12 protein-coding genes and 1 tRNA gene are annotated in these 18,126 nt (G+C 41.7%); 9 read left to right on the top strand and 4 right to left on the bottom strand.

Going from position 1 to position 18,126, the window contains the following annotated elements; translation table 11 throughout:
• Positions 1-209: 209 nt before the first annotated feature.
• The gene (dsdX, locus tag Phpb_RS05060; protein WP_065389452.1) at positions 210-1,547 is read right to left on the bottom strand and encodes a D-serine transporter DsdX; all 1,338 of its coding nucleotides are present in this window, start codon (positions 1,545-1,547) and stop codon (positions 210-212) included.
• A 241-nt stretch (positions 1,548-1,788) separates the two neighbouring features.
• Here dsdX and dsdC point away from each other — a divergent pair, with 241 nt between their 5' ends.
• From dsdC to Phpb_RS23540, 4 genes are all read left to right on the top strand, one after another.
• A complete protein-coding gene (gene dsdC / locus Phpb_RS05065) occupies positions 1,789-2,727 on the top strand; it encodes a DNA-binding transcriptional regulator DsdC (RefSeq protein WP_065389453.1) in 939 nt (312 codons plus the stop codon).
• A gap of 519 nt (positions 2,728-3,246) precedes the next feature.
• A complete protein-coding gene (locus Phpb_RS05070; protein WP_065389454.1) occupies positions 3,247-3,819 on the top strand; it encodes an Ail/Lom family outer membrane beta-barrel protein in 573 nt (190 codons plus the stop codon).
• Positions 3,820-4,316: 497 nt separating this feature from the next.
• A complete protein-coding gene (locus tag Phpb_RS24425; protein ID WP_082302530.1) occupies positions 4,317-5,207 on the top strand; it encodes a gp53-like domain-containing protein in 891 nt (296 codons plus the stop codon).
• A 7-nt stretch (positions 5,208-5,214) separates the two neighbouring features.
• A complete protein-coding gene (locus tag Phpb_RS23540) occupies positions 5,215-5,310 on the top strand; it encodes a tail fiber assembly protein (RefSeq protein WP_071647118.1) in 96 nt (31 codons plus the stop codon).
• Positions 5,311-5,550: 240 nt separating this feature from the next.
• Here the strand turns inward: Phpb_RS23540 and Phpb_RS05080 are convergent.
• A tRNA-Lys gene (locus tag Phpb_RS05080) sits at positions 5,551-5,626 on the bottom strand.
• 252 nt (positions 5,627-5,878) lie between these two features.
• Between Phpb_RS05080 and cycA the strand changes: the two genes are divergently transcribed.
• The 4 genes from cycA to xylB all read left to right on the top strand — a co-directional run bounded on the left by cycA (position 5,879) and on the right by xylB (position 11,292).
• Entirely contained in the window at positions 5,879-7,285 is a 1,407-nt protein-coding gene (cycA, locus tag Phpb_RS05085; protein ID WP_065389455.1) for a D-serine/D-alanine/glycine transporter, read from the top strand.
• Positions 7,286-7,665: 380 nt separating this feature from the next.
• Entirely contained in the window at positions 7,666-8,265 is a 600-nt protein-coding gene (wrbA, locus tag Phpb_RS05090) for an NAD(P)H:quinone oxidoreductase (RefSeq protein WP_065389456.1), read from the top strand.
• 483 nt (positions 8,266-8,748) lie between these two features.
• Positions 8,749-9,777, top strand: coding sequence for an NAD(P)-dependent alcohol dehydrogenase (locus Phpb_RS05095; RefSeq protein ID WP_065389457.1), 1,029 nt, complete (start codon positions 8,749-8,751; stop codon positions 9,775-9,777).
• A gap of 3 nt (positions 9,778-9,780) precedes the next feature.
• On the top strand, positions 9,781-11,292 hold the full coding sequence (gene xylB, locus Phpb_RS05100; protein ID WP_065389458.1) for a xylulokinase: 1,512 nt from the start codon (positions 9,781-9,783) through the stop codon (positions 11,290-11,292).
• 175 nt (positions 11,293-11,467) lie between these two features.
• On the opposite strand, the gene putP is transcribed toward xylB, so the two are convergent.
• Positions 11,468-12,952, bottom strand: a complete 1,485-nt coding sequence (putP, locus tag Phpb_RS05105) for a sodium/proline symporter PutP (protein ID WP_065389459.1) — start codon at positions 12,950-12,952, stop codon at positions 11,468-11,470.
• A gap of 486 nt (positions 12,953-13,438) precedes the next feature.
• Between putP and putA the strand changes: the two genes are divergently transcribed.
• A complete protein-coding gene (putA, locus tag Phpb_RS05110) occupies positions 13,439-17,419 on the top strand; it encodes a trifunctional transcriptional regulator/proline dehydrogenase/L-glutamate gamma-semialdehyde dehydrogenase (protein WP_065389460.1) in 3,981 nt (1,326 codons plus the stop codon).
• A 104-nt stretch (positions 17,420-17,523) separates the two neighbouring features.
• On the opposite strand, the gene Phpb_RS05115 is transcribed toward putA, so the two are convergent.
• Entirely contained in the window at positions 17,524-18,048 is a 525-nt protein-coding gene (locus Phpb_RS05115; RefSeq protein ID WP_065389461.1) for a GNAT family N-acetyltransferase, read from the bottom strand.
• Positions 18,049-18,126 lie beyond the last annotated feature (78 nt).

Genomic DNA, 18,126 nt, shown 5'->3' on the forward strand with positions numbered 1-18,126 from the left:
ATATGTTATGTTTACTACAGCTTCCTACAATATATCAGCACATCATACTTTATTTATTTTTTATCTTCCCCTTATTTTAATTACTACGTTAATGTTCATTTTGTTTATTATTTTAGCTATAAAAGCTGCCTGTTTTACAGGCTTCCCTGGTATTGACACTTCGCACGTCTTATTCTTATTTTTCAAGTTGAGCTGTTACTTCTTTCTATTTACACAATAGTAGAAAGAAGAAACGTCCCAACCAACGCAACTACAGACGCAATAAACGTTGCAGTTGTGTAGTACTTAAAAGTTTCACAGAGCGTTGCTCCGCAATATTGCTTAACCAACCAAAACAGTGAATCAGTCACAATAGTACAGCCGATAGCACCAGAACCAATTGCCAATGTAATGATTTCAGGACTAATATCTGGATATAACGGCAACATAGGCGAAACAATCGCTGTTGCGCCCATCATTGCGACTGTTGCTGAACCAACCGCCGCATGCAAAATAATAGCAACCAACCAAGACAAAAAAATTGGATGCATATCCAGACTCGACAAAATAACAGCCAAGGCATCACTAAGACCGCTTACTTTTAAAACACTATTAAATGCTCCACCCGCGCCTATAATTAATAAGATATTGGCGATAGAGGAGAAACAATCTTCTGTTTTTGTCAACAGTGTACTCATTCCCATATTTTGCTTGATGCCCAAGGTGTAATAGGCAACAAACGCGGCAATGAACATAGCTGTAATAGGATTACCAATAAATTCCAGCACCGCATAAAACGTGGTGCCTTTTTCTATATTTAATTCAGCAATCGTTTTAATCAACATCAACCCAATTGGCAATAACACCGTAAACAATGTCATGCCTAAAGAGGGTAAATTCTCTTCTCTACGAACTGCAATTCCAGAAAACTCCGCCGGAACCGATTTAAAAGGCAGACGGCTACCGAGAAGCTTCTGAAATAGTGGACCACCTACCAAAGCTGCAAATAGACCAACTACCAACCCATAAACAATCACCGAACCAACATCCGCGCCCAGTTTATTCGTCACAAATAATGCAGCCGGGTGTGGAGGAACAATACAGTGAACCACCATCAACGCTGTACATAATGGAATCGCTAATTTCAGCAGTGACGTATTGGTTTTCCTGGCAATAGAAAATGCCAGTGGAATTAACAATACCACCCCTACTTCGACAAACAGCGTAATACCACAAACCAGACCAATTAGCACCATAACGATGTCAGGTGACAACCATCGGCATTTTTGCAATGTGATACCAATACGCTCTGCCGCGCCGGATATCTCCATCATCTTACCAAGAATGGTTCCCAAACCAATCACTACGGCCAAAAAGCCTAACGTATCTCCAACTCCCCCTTGAATGGCGTTCACCATTTCAACAGGGTTCATTCCCATTAAAACACCGACATAAAAACTGGCTAACAATAGCGCGAGAAAAGGGTGAATTTTTAATTTAATTATCGTAAATACGATTAACACAATACTTGTAAGTAACGTACCAATCACCCAAGGTTGTGAATCCACTTAATCATTCCCCACAGTCAGCCTCTGTTCGTCATGCGAATTTTCATTATTGAATATGAATATTCAATTTTTGACAAATGATTAATACATAGCCATGCATGAACCAGATTGAGCCAATTCAGTGATACTGATCAAAATTTTCACTTTATTTGCGATTTAAATCACTAAAACTATCTGAAACACACCGCCTTAATGATACGGTTGCATTATCCGTCGTCGATGAACTAGAAACACGATAAATATGTACACAGATGATAATTTCATGGTTGTAAATAAGTTACTCAATGGAAGCCAGTTATCAAAACTGCATACATTTGAGATAGCCGCCCGCCACTGCTCTTTTGTTCTGGCCGCTGACGAATTAGCTATCAGCGCCAGTGCGGTCAGCCATCGAATCAGTTCTCTGGAACAAGAGTTGGGATTCAAACTCTTCCAACGTTTTCACAGAAAAATTGAATTAACTTGTGAAGGAAAGCGTTTATTTTGGACAATAAAATCGACGCTGGAACATCTCAATCAGGAAATTCTGGAAATAAAAAATCAGGAGTTATCGGGTAATCTGACTATTTACTCCCGCCCGACCTTTACTCAATGCTGGCTAGTGCCTAAATTGGCTGATTTTAATCAGCTATATCCATCCATCAACCTGAACATCTTAGTGGGTAACGAAAATGTGAATTTTCGCGGTTATGGTATCGATCTTGCGATTTATTTTGATGATATTATGTCCAACGAGTTATCACATCAATATCTGATGAGCGAATATATTACCCCGGTCTGTAGCCCGCAATATGCTGAAAAACATAACCTAATGGGAAATATCGATAATCTACAATACTGCACACTATTACACGATAAACAAGCATGGAGCTATGACTCCGATACCAAAGAGTGGAATACATGGGCAGAACACTTTAACGTTACGCTGGACCCATCACATAAATGTATTGTCTTTGATCGCTCCGATTTAGCCGCCGTTGCCGCAATACACCACGCCGGTGTTGCAATGGGCAGAAAAAATATGATTTGGGAAAAAATTGAAAACAATGAATTAGTCGCCCCCTTCCCCAACACAGAAGTATTATGTAAACAATATTACTATACCTGTACCCTACCTCAACAACAGAATGAGAAAGTCAATGCCTTTATCCAATGGCTAAAATCAACTATAGATGAATAAAAATATAGCCAACTATTAACGGATATAACAAACCTGCCTTGTTTTAAGTGGTGATAATGAGCTTTAAGTGGCGATAGTAAATCGCCACAGAAATTTTACGCCGGACTCTACCGTACTTGCAATTCAGTCAAAATTATCGATAACTCCCCTAACGCCCCCGGAAAAGTCTGAACCCCACCTTCTATAAAAGCCCAGCCTTATTAAATTAATCTTAACCCCTTGGTAATGAATAAGTATTGCAACCATAGAGATAATATCTATCGACTGCAATAGCCATTTATTATTTTCACATTTTTACTGGAATTTTATTATCACTATTTCTATCCTTAAAAAATCAGCAATAATGTAATGATTTGAAAATAACATCTAAATTTAATCAAAAAATATATACTAACAATGTAAGTTATGATATTCATCACAACTGCTAGTAAGCAAATCGTTTAAATGAGTTATATACCCTATAGAGACGGGTATAAAGTCGTTTATTTCAGAAGTATGAAGTATATAGAGTGTAATGAAATGCAAAAATTGTTATTAAGCTGTGGAGTGATTTTTTCTGTATCCGCGATAACTTTACCTGCCCAAGCTGAACAAAATACAGCTTCTATCGGATACGCCTACGTGAAACCACAAGATGTAAGTGCACTAAATGGTGCAACGTTGAGTTACCGATATGAGCTTGATGATCAATGGGGGCTATTATCATCATTTACCTTTGCTAAAGGAGATGATAAAGAGACGACAAAAAATTATCACTCAAAAAGTGATGTTAAGTACTATTCCTTAATGGCGGGCCCAACCTATAGGATTAATGATTATGTTAGCTTATACGGTCAACTGGGGTTATCTAGGATTAACGCAAAATCCTCCACTCACTATCGCCCTTCAGACGATTACCGTACCGGATATATCGAAAAGGAATCAGTAAGCAAAAACACGTTAGGTTGGGGAGCGGGCTTTATTATCAACCCGACAACCAATACCTCCATTACCGCCGGTTATGAAGGTAGCCGTTTTAGTATCAAAGACGGAAACGAGAAAGATCACTTATCTACTAACGGTTTTAATATAACTGTCGGCTATCGTTTCTAACTTAATTAATGATCAATGTATCATCACCAAGGTTGAATATCGTATTTACAACCTTGGTGGTTTTATTATAGATAACCGATAAATAGCTAAGATTAAAGATAATCGGCTTGATTTTCCCATTACGGACCACAAACAATTAATAAATAAAACCAATAAGAAATTAAAGAAAATATACAATAACGTATAGATGTTTTTCTACTAGTCATTTTAATCAAGTTAGAAAGCATTATCATAAAAAATCATAGAAAGAAATTGAAGGGATGAAAGAAAAACAATTTCCAAACGTTGAATATATATGATTTAAATATATTTTTATTTACAATACTTTTGATTTTTTATTTCCACCAACAATATAAAAACAGTTAATCTTCTGATCTAATAAAAACATATCATTATTCTTTATCTGAACTAGACTATGGTTGATACAAATGACAAGTAATCATCTGTACAATAATTTAATATACTGATTATAAATCAACATTATTTAGGGAATATATATGAGCCAGAAAAATGATTTTAAGGCGTTTTCTGTTAGTAATGACGCTAATGTAGTTCACCAAGAAAAGTATGAAGAAAACCAGAGTTTACAGACAGGATTCCCACCAAATACTATTTCTATTGATTTATTAAATAAAGTCTTACGCCAGTCGTCAATTATATCATCTGTTATAGCTGATTTTATCGCTACACAATCTGGCAATGATATTCTGGATGATGGAGATATAGTTAAGATCACTGCTCAATTAGATAAAGCGTTAGAACAAAAAATCACAACAGCAGCGCCAAATGCCTCATTAACTCAAAAAGGCGTTGTTCAGCTTACAAATGTAGTTGGTAATAGTGACGCATTAGCTGTTACGCAAAAACTTGTTCAGAATATAATAAACTCATTGAATGAAAATATTAATGGTAAAGTATCCAATACTCGTAAAATCAATGGAAAAGTGTTATCCAGTGACATTAGCATAAACTCCAGTGATGTAGGGAGTTATGATAAATCTGAATCAGACGGGAAATATCAACCACGTGGTAATTATCAACCTGTAGGACTGTCGTATACTAAAGATGAATCTGATTATCGCTATGGCAGTAAAAATACAGCTTTAAGAGCTGCAAATGGTTGGTGGAAATGTGGTGATACCGGGATGATTTATCAATGGGGACGAACGCCTAGTAGTCTTAGTGAGTCATCCGCTAGTTACTCCTTCCCTATCGCATTTCCTAATGCTTGTGCTATAGGAGTAGCAACACCTGATTACTATAAATCTGAAAAAGGTTCCCTTTCTGCATACTTTAACATTATTAGCAATGCGGTTTTTAGATTAACCCTTGATCAAGCTTCAAATGATCAACCAGCTGGAGTTTTTTGGTTTGCTATTGGATGGTAAGGAATGCATGACTTTGCAGGCTTGGAAAAAATACCGAGTCATACTAAATCGGATTGATAATTCAAAAATACCAGAGATTGATTGGCCAAATCTACCGTTATAATTACCAAAAAGGCCGGGAACAGAATAACACCCGGCCTTAACAATTTCATTTATTTGTACTAGATGATTCATTAAGTTCCTTGGGAGATAGTCCTCATTGATAAATTATCCCAGCATCACTACATCATCTTTTAAGAACATGTAAAAAATATTAAATCAGACCCGATATGATTATGACACACGAATAAGTTACCTAGAAAAATAAGTTGTCAGTGAAATATTCACAACTCATTAATTTGATTGGTGGGTTGTCGGGGACTCGAACCCCGGACCAATTGATTAAGAGTCAACTGCTCTGCCGACTGAGCTAACAACCCAATGTGAGTAATTATTCCCCTATACAAAGCTGTCGTCAATATATTATAGCCATTTTTTTCTGAACGAATAATTCATACTCAATTCCAACAGCATTAACAAGTTAAATTGTAACCAATTTGTTTTTAAAGTGAGATCAGGCTGTTATTGCTATAGTAATCTGTGTCACAATATTTTTCGCAAACATCATCATATATAAGGCCACTTAAAGAGCCGTAACAATTTACCGAAGAAAATATTGGATACTACATACTATGGCAGAAAATATACACACTTCACTTTCCGCTAAAACCGGGGAAACGCAGTTACAACGCAATCTAACCAACCGACATATACAACTTATCGCTATCGGCGGCGCCATCGGCACGGGCCTGTTTATGGGATCAGGGAAAACAATCTCTCTCGCCGGACCATCGATCATATTCGTTTATATGATTATCGGTTTCATGTTGTTCTTCGTGATGCGAGCAATGGGTGAACTATTGCTTTCGAACCTGAATTATAAATCATTCAGTGATTTTTCCGCCGATTTGCTCGGGCCCTGGGCGGGTTTTTTCGTCGGCTGGACTTACTGGTTCTGTTGGGTTATTACCGGTATCGCCGATGTGGTCGCGATTACTGCTTATATCGGCTATTGGCAACCGGATTTTCCACAATGGCTGACTTCCCTACTCTGCGTTTCACTATTGCTCTCCCTGAATCTGGCTACAGTGAAATTATTCGGAGAAATGGAATTCTGGTTCGCCATGATAAAAATCGTTGCTATTGTCGCTTTAATCGCGACAGGTGCTATTCTGATTGGCATGCATTTTCAATCTCCAGCCGGTCATACCGCTTCACTGGCAAATATATGGAATGATGGTGGATTCTTTCCCAAAGGGTTAAGCGGATTTTTCGCCGGATTTCAGATAGCCATATTCGCCTTTGTGGGCATTGAATTAGTGGGTACTGCCGCCGCAGAAACTAAAGATCCAATGAAATCCCTTCCCAGAGCCATTAATGCCATTCCGATTCGTATTATCACCTTCTACGTGCTGGCGCTGATAATTATTATGTCGGTTACACCGTGGCGTTCAATCATTGCAGACAAAAGTCCTTTTGTTGAGCTGTTTGTTCTCATCGGTTTACCCGCTGCCGCCAGTATCGTGAACTTTGTGGTATTAACCTCTGCCGCCTCTTCAGCCAACAGCGGTGTTTTCTCCACCAGCCGTATGCTATTTGGGTTAGCAAAAGAAGGCGATGCGCCACAGCAATTCAGCCGCCTTTCACGCCGTTCCGTACCTGCATCGGGGTTAATTTTCACCTGTTTATGTTTATCCTGTGGTGTGGTGCTGATTTATTTAATTCCTGATGTTATGCATGTATTTACCTTGGTAACCACCGTTTCAGCCATTCTGTTTATGTTTATCTGGAGTATGATCCTATGCTCATATCTGGTTTACCGGAAACGTCGTCCGGCATTACATAAGGCTTCAACCTATAAAATGCCATTGGGTATTATCATGTCATGGGTCTGTCTGGCATTTTTTGCATTTGTTCTGATATTACTCACTTTACGGGATGATACCCGTCAGGCATTAATCATCACACCTATCTGGTTTATGGTTTTAATTATCGGTTTTCAAATTGTAAAAAAACGTAGAACACGTTTGTACAGTTAACTTATTCAAATCCTTAATATCTATATGACCTGTTGGAATAATACTCCACAGGTCTTTTTTATTGCTGCAAGCTGAAAAATTCCCACTACACTTACTCTACCGGTTAAGAAAATATTCCTTATTAAAAGCATTAGGCAAATTTTCATAACGTGATCATTTCACCTTATTCCATCAATAATATTTACCCAATGGATTTCAAGATGGATCGCGACGGCAAGGGAGCGAATCCCCGGGAGCATAGCAAACTATGTGACCGGGGTGAGTGAGTGCAGCCAACAAAGAAGCAACTTGAAAGATGAAGGGTATTGATGAATTTAAATAACAGGCTGCTATTATTGTAAACTTCGCAGCCACTTTTTAACCTTGTAGGAGAAAGTGCTATGACTAAAATTCTTGTACTTTATTATTCCATGTACGGTCATATTGAAGCGCTGGCATCGGCAGTAGCAGAAGGCGCTAAAAAAGTCGCTAACGTAGAAGTCACGATTAAACGCGTGCCAGAAACCATTCCACCAGAAGCATTTACCAAAGCAGGTGGTAAAGTAGATCAATCCGCTCCTATTGCATCCGTACAAGAGCTAGTTGACTATGATGCCATTATTATCGGCACCCCAACCCGCTTTGGTAATATGGCCGGCCAAATGAGAAACTTTCTAGATCAGACCGGCGGCCTGTGGGTCGAAGGTAAACTGTACGGCAAAGTCGCTAGCGTCTTCACTTCCACAGGCGTTGGCGGTGGTCAGGAGATGACGATTACTTCAACCTGGACAACGCTCGCTCACCACGGCTTTATTATTGTACCAATTGGTTATGGTATTCCCGAAATTGGCGATATTTCGCAGATGCAGGGAGGAACACCCTACGGCGCCAGTACTATTGCTGACGGTGATGGTTCGCGCATCCCCAATGAAAATGAATTGAAGATCGCCCGTTATCAAGGCGAGCATGTAGCGAAGATCGCTAAAAAACTGAAAGATTAACATGATACGAAGGCGAAGAGACTGAGCTAACGCGCCAGACGCTGGCTGGTAAGGTTGACTAGTGTGATGCATAAACCCACTTTCCGGATCGGTTGTTCTCTCCTTCGTCTTTTTCTGCCGCCTCTTCATGGCTGACCTGAACGTTTCTTCTACAGCATCCATTAACTATGAGTATTCTTTATATCGAATTCCAATATCCAAGCAATTTACTCTTGAATTGAATATGCCTTTTGAAAAAATTATTATTTTCTCAATATAAAGTTGTTTATTCATGCTTATATTCTTATTATTTAAATTGATATCATTACATTGTCAATATATATATTTAAATAGTGACCAAGTGGATAATTCGCTTTTTAATATTGACACAAAAACATCACCATTTAATAAGACCTTAACTTAAATCACATAAATATAATAATTTTCGATCTAATATCCCTCCAAATAAATGATATCGGTAATATCAAAATAAGAGGGCAGATCATGAAAGCATTAGTATTAGAAAAAGCAGGTCAGATTTCAATTCAAGACTGGGAAGCCTCCGAAATAGCGGGTGAAAATGATGTTGAGATAAAGATTCATTCGGTGGGGATTTGCGGCAGCGATGTACATTATTACCAATACGGGCGCATTGGGCCATTTGTTGTCGAAAAACCGATGATCCTCGGGCACGAAGCATCAGGCGTCATCACAGCGGTAGGTAAAAATGTGACTCACTTAAAAATCGGCGATCGTGTCTGTATGGAACCTGGCATTCCTAATCTGCAATCACCACAATCACGGGCAGGTATTTATAACTTAGATCCAGAAATCCGTTTCTGGGCGACGCCCCCTATTGATGGTTGCTTACGTGAAAGGGTTATTCACCCGGCGGCATTTACGTTCAAATTACCTGATAATGTCAGTTTTGCCGAAGGTGCAATGGTGGAACCATTATCTATCGGTATGCAAGCAGCCACAAAAGCAGAAATTAAACCTGGAGATATCGCATTAGTTGTTGGCGCCGGCACGATCGGAATGGTTACCGCACTTGCTGCATTAGCCGGTGGTTGTTCTGATGTCATTATTTGTGATGTGTTCGATGAAAAACTAGAAATTGCAAAACAGTATCCGGGTCTTCACCCCGTTAATAACAAAGTACTTGCTGAGACAGTTAACGCATTAACCGATGGTAATGGCGTCAATATTCTCTTTGAATGTAGTGGCGCAAAACCGGTCATTGCCACTATTTCAGAGCACATTGCACCAGGAGGAATAGCTGTTCTGGTCGGTATGCCTATTGATCCGGCGCCATTTGATATTGTCTCTGCTCAAGCTAAAGAGATCACATTCAAAACTATTTTCCGCTATGCAAATATGTATCCTCGTACTCTCCGTTTACTTAGCTCCGGCAAGCTCAAGGTAACCCCCTTATTATCCGCAACCTATAAATTTAAAGACAGCGTTCAGGCTTATGAACGAGCCGCGGAGGGTCGCCCGACAGATATCAAAATTATGTTGGAAATGGAGTAACGCATGGCGCTCTATGCTGGTATCGATTGTGGTACACAAAGTACTAAAGTCATTATTGTCGATAGCCAAAAAGCGCATATTTTGGGGGAAGGCAGCTCGCCTCATCCAATAATTAGCGACTCAAACGGCCGTCGTGAACAACAGGCTCACTGGTGGACAGAGGCATTGGAGAGTGCCTTTTCTCAAGCGATTGAGCAAGCAGGAATTTCTGGTACAGAAATTGTCGCTCTCGCCGTATCAGGTCAACAACACGGTTTTGTTCCTCTGGATGCGGAAGGCCATGTTTTAGCACCGGTAAAACTCTGGTGCGACACTGAAACCGCGGTTGAAAATCAGGAAATTATTGATGCACTCGGTGGTATCCCAGCCGCTTTAACACAACTCGGATTAATGCCGCAGACAGGTTATACCGCATCTAAAATTCTTTGGTTCAAAAAATATCATCCTGAATTATGGGAAAAACTGAACACTGTTTTATTACCTCATGATTATCTCAATTATTGGCTAACAGGCAGATTAGTCGCCGAATATGGTGATGCTTCAGGAACCGGATTACTGAATATTCGTAAACGCGACTGGGATAACCAAATTGCTCAATTAATTGATCCAGATGGCCGTCTTTGGCATGCACTGCCTGAATTGGTTTCCGCTGAGACTTGTATTGGCACAGTAAAGCCCGAAATAGCAAGAAGATTAGGGCTTTCACCAACAACCAAAGTTGCGTCTGGCGGGGGTGATAATATGATGGCCGCAATTGGAACAGGCAATATCGTTCCCGGCATCACGACCATGAGTTTAGGCACTTCTGGCACCCTATTCACTTACTCTGACAAACCAATTGTCGCTGATTCTGAAATGATCGCAGGTTTCTGCTCCTCTAATAATGGATGGCTACCATTGATTTGCACGATGAATGTGACTTCAGCGACAACCGCCATTCAAAAGCTGTTTAATATGGATATTCAAGCTTTTAATGACACATTGAACCAGAGCAAACCCGGTGCTAATGGTTTGATGATGCTGCCATTTTTTAATGGTGAACGAGTCCCGCCGCTTCCCCACGCCAAAGCCAGTATCCATAACCTGGATATTAACAATATGAATCAACAAAATTTCATTTTGGCGACAGTTGAAAGCGCCACCTACGGGCTACGTTTTGGTATTGAATTATTTCGCAAACAAGGGATTGAAATTAATGAGATCCGTTTGACCGGCGGTGGCGCTCGCAGCAAAAAATGGCGACAAATTGTGGCTGATATCATGAATACGCCGGTTATTTGCGTCACCAATCAAGAAACCGCCGCCCTAGGTGCTGCTATTCAAGCGATGTGGTGTGACTCCTTGACAGAAAAGGAAGATAAACAAGCGCGGCTCGCCCACCTTTGCCAACGTTTTGTTCATCTTGATGAAGAAACCCGCACCGTTCCAATCCCCGAAACAGTCGCATTATATGACGTGCTTTATCAAGATTATTTATCTCTGTTGACTGCTGAATATCCAGAGGTGAAAGTATGAAACATTGGCCGACGATAATTCTCCTAATGAATGACTTAAAGTTACCGGGCATCCAATAATTTCTCATGATGAAAAAAACAAACCTCGCTATTTTAAACGAGGTTTGTTAACGGTCTGGTGAAGGTATTTCACCTTCACGCTTTTTTACTTTTATTTCAATTTACCTTACTTCAACTCATTTAGTCTTATATTGCACCTCAGCATCAATAAAACGCTGTTGCGCTGAGCTGCTCGGCGCTTTACCCAACAGACTCACAACCACAATCGCAATAGAAGCTAAGATAAAGCCAGGAATAATTTCATACAACGCAAACCATTGGTACTTCATCCATACCAATACCGTAACGGCCCCTACCAACATCCCCGCTAATGCGCCATTACGTGTCATACGTTTCCAGATAACAGAAATCAGCACCACCGGGCCGAACGCGGCGCCAAATCCAGCCCATGCATTACTGACCAGAGCCAACACTTTATTGTCTGGATTGGTTGCTATCACCATCGCGATGACCGCCACCAGCAACACCATGAAACGCCCTACCCACACCAACTCTTTCTGACTGGCAGATTTACGGATAAAGGGTTTGTAAAGATCTTCCGTCAAAGCGCTCGCACACACCAGCAACTGACAACTTAAGGTACTCATCACCGCGGCCAGAATAGCAGAGAGTAAAATGCCCGCTATCCACGGATTAAACAGAACAACCGCCAATTCCATAAAGATACGCTCACGGTTGGCTGTGACTGGGCCAGACAGTTCAGGATGCATTTCAAAATAGGCAATACCGAAGAAACCGACAGCAATAGTGCCTGCCAGACATAACACCATCCAAGTCATACTGATACGACGAGCCTTACGGATAGTATGATGGGAATCTGCCGCCATAAAACGCGCGAGAATATGTGGCTGACCAAAATAACCTAATCCCCAACCCAACAGCGAGATAATGGCAATAAAGTTCAACCCTTTGAACATGTCCATATAAGCCGGGCTTTTTGCCTCTATCATCGCCAAAGAGGTATCAATGCCGCCTACAGAGAAAATAACGATGACCGGCGTCAAGATAAGCGCAAAGATCATTAATGAAGCCTGAACCGTATCGGTCCAACTGACCGCCAGAAAGCCGCCAAGGAAAGTATAAGCAATCGTTGCCGCCGCACCGAGCCACATGGCTTTCTGGTAACTGATACCGAACGTACTTTCAAATAACAATCCTCCGGCAACGACGCCAGAAGCACAATAGATAGTAAAGAAGATCAAGATAACCAATGCAGAAATAATACGCAGGATTTTACTGCTATCGTCAAAACGGCTGGTGAAATAGTCCGGCAATGTTAACGCATTATTATTGACTTCGGTCTGGATTCGTAACCTGCCTGCCACTAATTTCCAGTTCAGGTAAGCGCCTAAAGAGAGGCCAATGGCTATCCAGCTTTCTGAAATCCCCGCGAAATAGACTACGCCAGGTAAGCCCATTAATAACCAGCCACTCATATCCGAAGCACCGGCAGACAAAGCCGTTACCACGCTACCTAATCGCCTTCCTCCCAAAATATAATCATCAAAATTTTTGGTTGAGCGATAAGCCAAAAAGCCTATCAACAACATACCAGTAATGTAGACAATAAAGGTGATTAGCATTGGTGTATTTACTGTCATGCAAATTCTCCATAGTGTTATCTGTGTTTTGCAAATCCGCAGTTCTCCTGGGTACACAGAGTTTTCCCTGTCAGGTTCAGGAACGTTGCACCTGATTGCACCTAAAAATGATCCATAATTCTAAATTGAAATAATTATTTTTGTAACCAATTAGAAAGTTACAGTGAATCCTAGATTAGCATCAGGTAATTTAACAACTAATTAACGCTATTTTTTACAAGAAACGTCTACTGAATCACATTTATTTGCTTTAAAAATTATACTTTTTAACCATTTCAGGGTTACACCCCGATATTAGCCACAAAATATTAAACCAATGTGTGTCAGTCAAATAAAGTCACAAAAATAAATATATCCACCTAATTATAATAACTAGATTAATTTCACAAAAATAAAACAAGCAATTCTCATAAGGTTGCACAAAGTTGCAACATGTCAGATATTATCATGCAATTTTAGATAAACCTTACCTATTAAGGAGCGAGGATGGGTAGTACAACAATGGGCGTGAAGCTTGATGAAGCAACGCGCGATCGCATTAAAGCTGCGGCACAACGGATTGACCGCACTCCACATTGGCTAATCAAACAAGCTATTTTTAATTATCTTGAACGTCTTGAAAACGATGAACAGATCGCTGAACTCTCTGCTAATCAGGATATCAAAGACGAGAAGATAATCGCAGAAGAAACGGCAATAGATTCTTCTCATCAACCTTTTCTCGACTTCGCAGAACATATCCTGCCTCAATCAGTAAAACGTTCCGCAATTACTGCTGCCTATCGCCTGCCAGAAACACAGGCGGTTCCCATGCTGCTACAACAGGCGCAATTACCAGAAGATCAGGCGCAAGCGACTCATAGGCTGGCTTACAGCATTGCAGAAAAATTGCGTAACCAGAAAAACAGCATTGGTCGTTCAGGTCTGGTCCAAGGGTTATTGCAGGAATTTTCACTTTCATCTCAGGAAGGCGTTGCGCTAATGTGTCTTGCGGAAGCCTTGCTCCGTATCCCTGATAAAGCCACTCGCGACGCACTAATCCGCGACAAAATCAGTAACGGCAACTGGCATTCCCATTTGGGTCAAAGTTCATCCATGTTTGTCAATGCGGCAACCTGGGGGCTGCTGTTTACCGGCAAACTGGTTTCTACCCACAACGAAGCCAAACTCTCCAATTCGCTGAATCGCATTATCAGTAAGAGCGGCGAACCATTAGTGCGTAAAGGCGTAGATATGGCAATGCGCCTGATGGGTGAACAGTTTGTTACCGGAGAAACCATCGCTCAAGCGCTGGCAAGTGCACGTAAGCTGGAAGAAAAAGGGTTCCGTTACTCCTACGACATGTTAGGTGAAGCCGCTTTAACTGAGGAAGACGCTCAGAATTATATGGTTTCCTACCAACAAGCAATTCATGCTATCGGGAAAGCATCTAACGGCCGCGGCATTTATGAAGGACCTGGAATCTCTATTAAGCTTTCTGCGCTGCACCCGCGTTATAGCCGTGCTCAATATGAACGCGTCATGAACGAACTCTATCCACGCCTGCTTTCCCTGACATTACAGGCACGCCAATATGATATTGGTATTAATATTGATGCCGAAGAAGCCGATCGTCTGGAAATTTCTCTCGATTTGTTGGAAAAACTCTGTTTTGAACCACAATTGGCTGGCTGGAATGGCATTGGTTTCGTTATTCAGGCTTATCAAAAGCGCTGTCCCTTTGTTATCGATACGGTCATTGACTTAGCACAACGCAGCCGCCGTCGGTTGATGGTGCGACTGGTAAAAGGCGCTTACTGGGATAGCGAAATTAAACGTGCTCAAATCGATGGGCTGGAAGGTTATCCAGTTTATACCCGTAAAGTTTATACTGATGTCTCTTATCTGGCTTGCGCCCGCAAACTCTTGTCAGTACCCAATCTGGTTTATCCTCAGTTCGCTACTCATAACGCTCACACGTTAGCTGCCGTTTATCATATGGCAGGCCAAAACTATTATCCTGGTCAATATGAGTTCCAGTGTCTGCATGGCATGGGAGAACCCTTGTATGAACAAGTGGTCGGAAAAATCTCTGACGGTAAATTAAACCGCCCATGCCGTATTTATGCGCCAGTAGGCACTCACGAAACACTATTGGCTTATCTAGTCCGTCGTCTGTTGGAAAACGGCGCTAACACCTCCTTCGTCAACCGTATCGCCGATACCACATTACCACTGGATGAACTGGTTGCCGATCCGGTGAAAAAGGTTCAGAAGCTGGCTGAAACCGAAGGTCAAATCGGTCTTCCACACCCAAAAATTCCTCTGCCTCATAATCTATATGGCAAAGACCGCGCAAACTCAGCCGGTCTGGATCTTGCCAATGAACATCGTCTGGCATCTCTTTCCAGTGCGCTATTAAGTTCTGCTACCGAAGAACGATATAGCGAACCACTACTAGGCGGCAGTTATCACCATCAAGGTGAGTTACCGGCCGCTAAACCAGTTATTAACCCGGCGGCGCCTTCCGATATTGTCGGCTATGTTCGTGAAACCACTGAACAGGAAGTCGGTCATGCGCTGGATGTCGCAACAGAAGCCGGCGCAATCTGGTTTGCGACGCCACCATCAGAACGGGCTGCTATTCTGGTTCGCGCTGCGGAATTGATGGAAAACCAGATGCAACCGCTATTAGGTATTTTGGTTCGGGAGGCCGGCAAAACCTTTAATAACGCGATTGCCGAGGTACGCGAGGCGGTCGATTTTCTCTACTACTATTCGGGACAAGTTCTCCATGATTTCGCTAATGATACTCATCGCCCTCTGGGGCCGGTTGTCTGTATCAGCCCGTGGAATTTCCCATTAGCCATTTTTACCGGGCAGATAGCGGCTGCATTAGCCGCCGGTAACAGTGTATTAGCAAAACCTGCGGAGCAAACCCCATTAATTGCGACGGCAGCGGTCAAAATACTGCATCAAGCAGGTATTCCCCACGATGCATTGCAATTATTACCTGGTCGAGGTGAAACCATTGGTTCTCTTCTGGTGGGAGATGAGAGAGTACGCGGCGTGATGTTTACCGGCTCCACAGAAGTGGCTAGTTTGTTACAACGTAATATTGCCGGAAGACTCGATGCACAAGGACGCCCAACCCCTCTGATTGCCGAAACCGGTGGTCTGAACGCCATGATTGTCGACTCTTCCGCGCTGACAGAACAAGTTGTTACTGATGTGGTCGCCTCTGCTTTTGACAGTGCCGGTCAACGTTGTTCCGCCCTGCGTATCCTTTGCATTCAAGATGATGTGGCAGAAAGAACGCTCACCATGCTGAAAGGCGCCATGTCTGAATGCCGGATGGGTAATCCTGAACGCCTGTCTACCGATATCGGCCCAGTCATTGACGCGGAAGCCAAAGCCGGTATTGATCGCCATATTCAAGCAATGCGTACCAAAGGACGCGCGATTTATCAGGCAGCCCAAGATAATGTGATTGACAATCAAGAGTGGGATCAAGGCACTTTCGTTAAACCAACGCTGATCGAATTGGAAAATTTCAATGAATTAAAACAAGAGATTTTCGGCCCGGTTCTGCATGTTGTCCGTTTTAAACGTAACGAGCTGGATAAATTGCTGGATCAGATTAATAACTCCAACTATGGTCTGACCCTGGGCGTCCATACCCGTATTGATGAAACGATTGCACAAGTTACCGCCAAAGCGAAAGTCGGCAATTTGTATGTTAACCGCAACATGGTAGGCGCTGTTGTTGGCGTGCAACCGTTCGGTGGTGAAGGCTTATCCGGTACCGGGCCGAAAGCAGGCGGCCCGTTCTATTTGTACCGTCTGCTCTCTTGCCGTCCTCAAAACGCGATCAACCAAACATTGGAGCGTCAGGATGCTGAATATCCACTGGATGCCAATGTCCGTTCAGTACTGACGACCCCTTTTGACGCACTGACAGAATGGGCGACCAAGCAGCACAACGAAGAGCTAAATCAGTTGATTCAACAATATAAACTACTGGCGCAAGGTGGTACCACCCGCCTGTTGCCGGGGCCGACCGGCGAACGCAATACTTATACCCTGTTACCTCGTGGTCAGGTGTTGTGTCTGGCGGATAATCAACAGGATGCGTTGATCCAACTGGCGGCAACATTGTCTGTGGGCTGTCAGTTGCTATGGCAAAATGATGAACTACATCAGCAACTATTTCGTCAATTGCCAGATAGCGTCCGTAAATCAATCCATTTGGTTCAGGACTGGCAGAGTGAAGATACGGCATTCGAAGCGGTTATTTACCACGGCGACTCTGATCAACTTCGTCAAGTTTGCGAACAAGTCGCTCAACGTAAAGGCGTTATCATTTCCGTACAAGGTTTTGCCCGTGGAGAAACTAATCTATTGTTAGAACGTCTGCTACATGAACGCTCACTGAGCATTAATACCGCGGCGGCGGGGGGTAATGCCAGTCTGATGACCATCGGTTAATTTCGGCTGTAGTTAAGGGGAACATATCAAAAATATGTTCCCCAAGAATCTTAACTTAATCACCGGTTGTTTACCTACGGATCATTACCATTTCAGATATTCTTTTAGACATATTCTTTTAGACATACTCTTTTAGACATATAGTATTCATCGGTCAGTTCACCATTTATAAATAGTGAGCCAGTTCTGATGCCAGAAAAAATAAAACCTGATGACAAATACAGTTTTATTGCCAATGTATTTTTTATTGCGACGGTTAACTCAAGTCTGCTAATGCCATTTTTCCGTGACCAATCTTGTGCTTTATCGAGTAAATTTCTCGCTATACCTTTGTTTCTATACTCTTTTTTTACCCCAAGCACAATAGAACCCAGATGCCTGTTCCTATTAAACACACCTTTAGATATAACAATAAATCCAACAATGCTTTTGTTATATTCGCATATTAACATTTGCCTGTCTTTACCGAATCCTTTTATTATATCCGCCTGTTCTTCAACACTTGTTTTTCTCTCTCCCGGCTCAAGCAACATAAATTCCGATGTATTATCTAAATCATTAAAAAAAACAATGAGATTGTTTGCATCTTCTACGTTAACTTCTCTAAAAATAAATATTTCTTTTTCCATAGCAAATACCATATTAATGAAATATGTATATACAATATATTGCCGAATACAAAAGTCAATAAAATTCCGAGTTATGTT

Source organism: Photorhabdus namnaonensis, from assembly GCF_001684335.1.
Lineage (GTDB): Bacteria > Pseudomonadota > Gammaproteobacteria > Enterobacterales > Enterobacteriaceae > Photorhabdus > Photorhabdus namnaonensis.

Excerpts from the sequence above, each read along its gene's own strand:
- dsdC (WP_065389453.1), top strand. The coding sequence starts at position 1,789 with ATGTACACAGATGATAATTTCATGGTTGTAAATAAGTTACTCAATGGA.
- Phpb_RS05070 (WP_065389454.1), top strand. The coding sequence starts at position 3,247 with ATGCAAAAATTGTTATTAAGCTGTGGAGTGATTTTTTCTGTATCCGCG.
- Phpb_RS24425 (WP_082302530.1), top strand. The coding sequence starts at position 4,317 with ATGAGCCAGAAAAATGATTTTAAGGCGTTTTCTGTTAGTAATGACGCT.
- Phpb_RS23540 (WP_071647118.1), top strand. The coding sequence starts at position 5,215 with ATGACTTTGCAGGCTTGGAAAAAATACCGAGTCATACTAAATCGGATT.
- cycA (WP_065389455.1), top strand. The coding sequence starts at position 5,879 with ATGGCAGAAAATATACACACTTCACTTTCCGCTAAAACCGGGGAAACG.
- wrbA (WP_065389456.1), top strand. The coding sequence starts at position 7,666 with ATGACTAAAATTCTTGTACTTTATTATTCCATGTACGGTCATATTGAA.
- Phpb_RS05095 (WP_065389457.1), top strand. The coding sequence starts at position 8,749 with ATGAAAGCATTAGTATTAGAAAAAGCAGGTCAGATTTCAATTCAAGAC.
- xylB (WP_065389458.1), top strand. The coding sequence starts at position 9,781 with ATGGCGCTCTATGCTGGTATCGATTGTGGTACACAAAGTACTAAAGTC.
- putP (WP_065389459.1), bottom strand. The coding sequence starts at position 12,952 with ATGACAGTAAATACACCAATGCTAATCACCTTTATTGTCTACATTACT.
- putA (WP_065389460.1), top strand. The coding sequence starts at position 13,439 with ATGGGTAGTACAACAATGGGCGTGAAGCTTGATGAAGCAACGCGCGAT.
- Phpb_RS05115 (WP_065389461.1), bottom strand. The coding sequence starts at position 18,048 with ATGGAAAAAGAAATATTTATTTTTAGAGAAGTTAACGTAGAAGATGCA.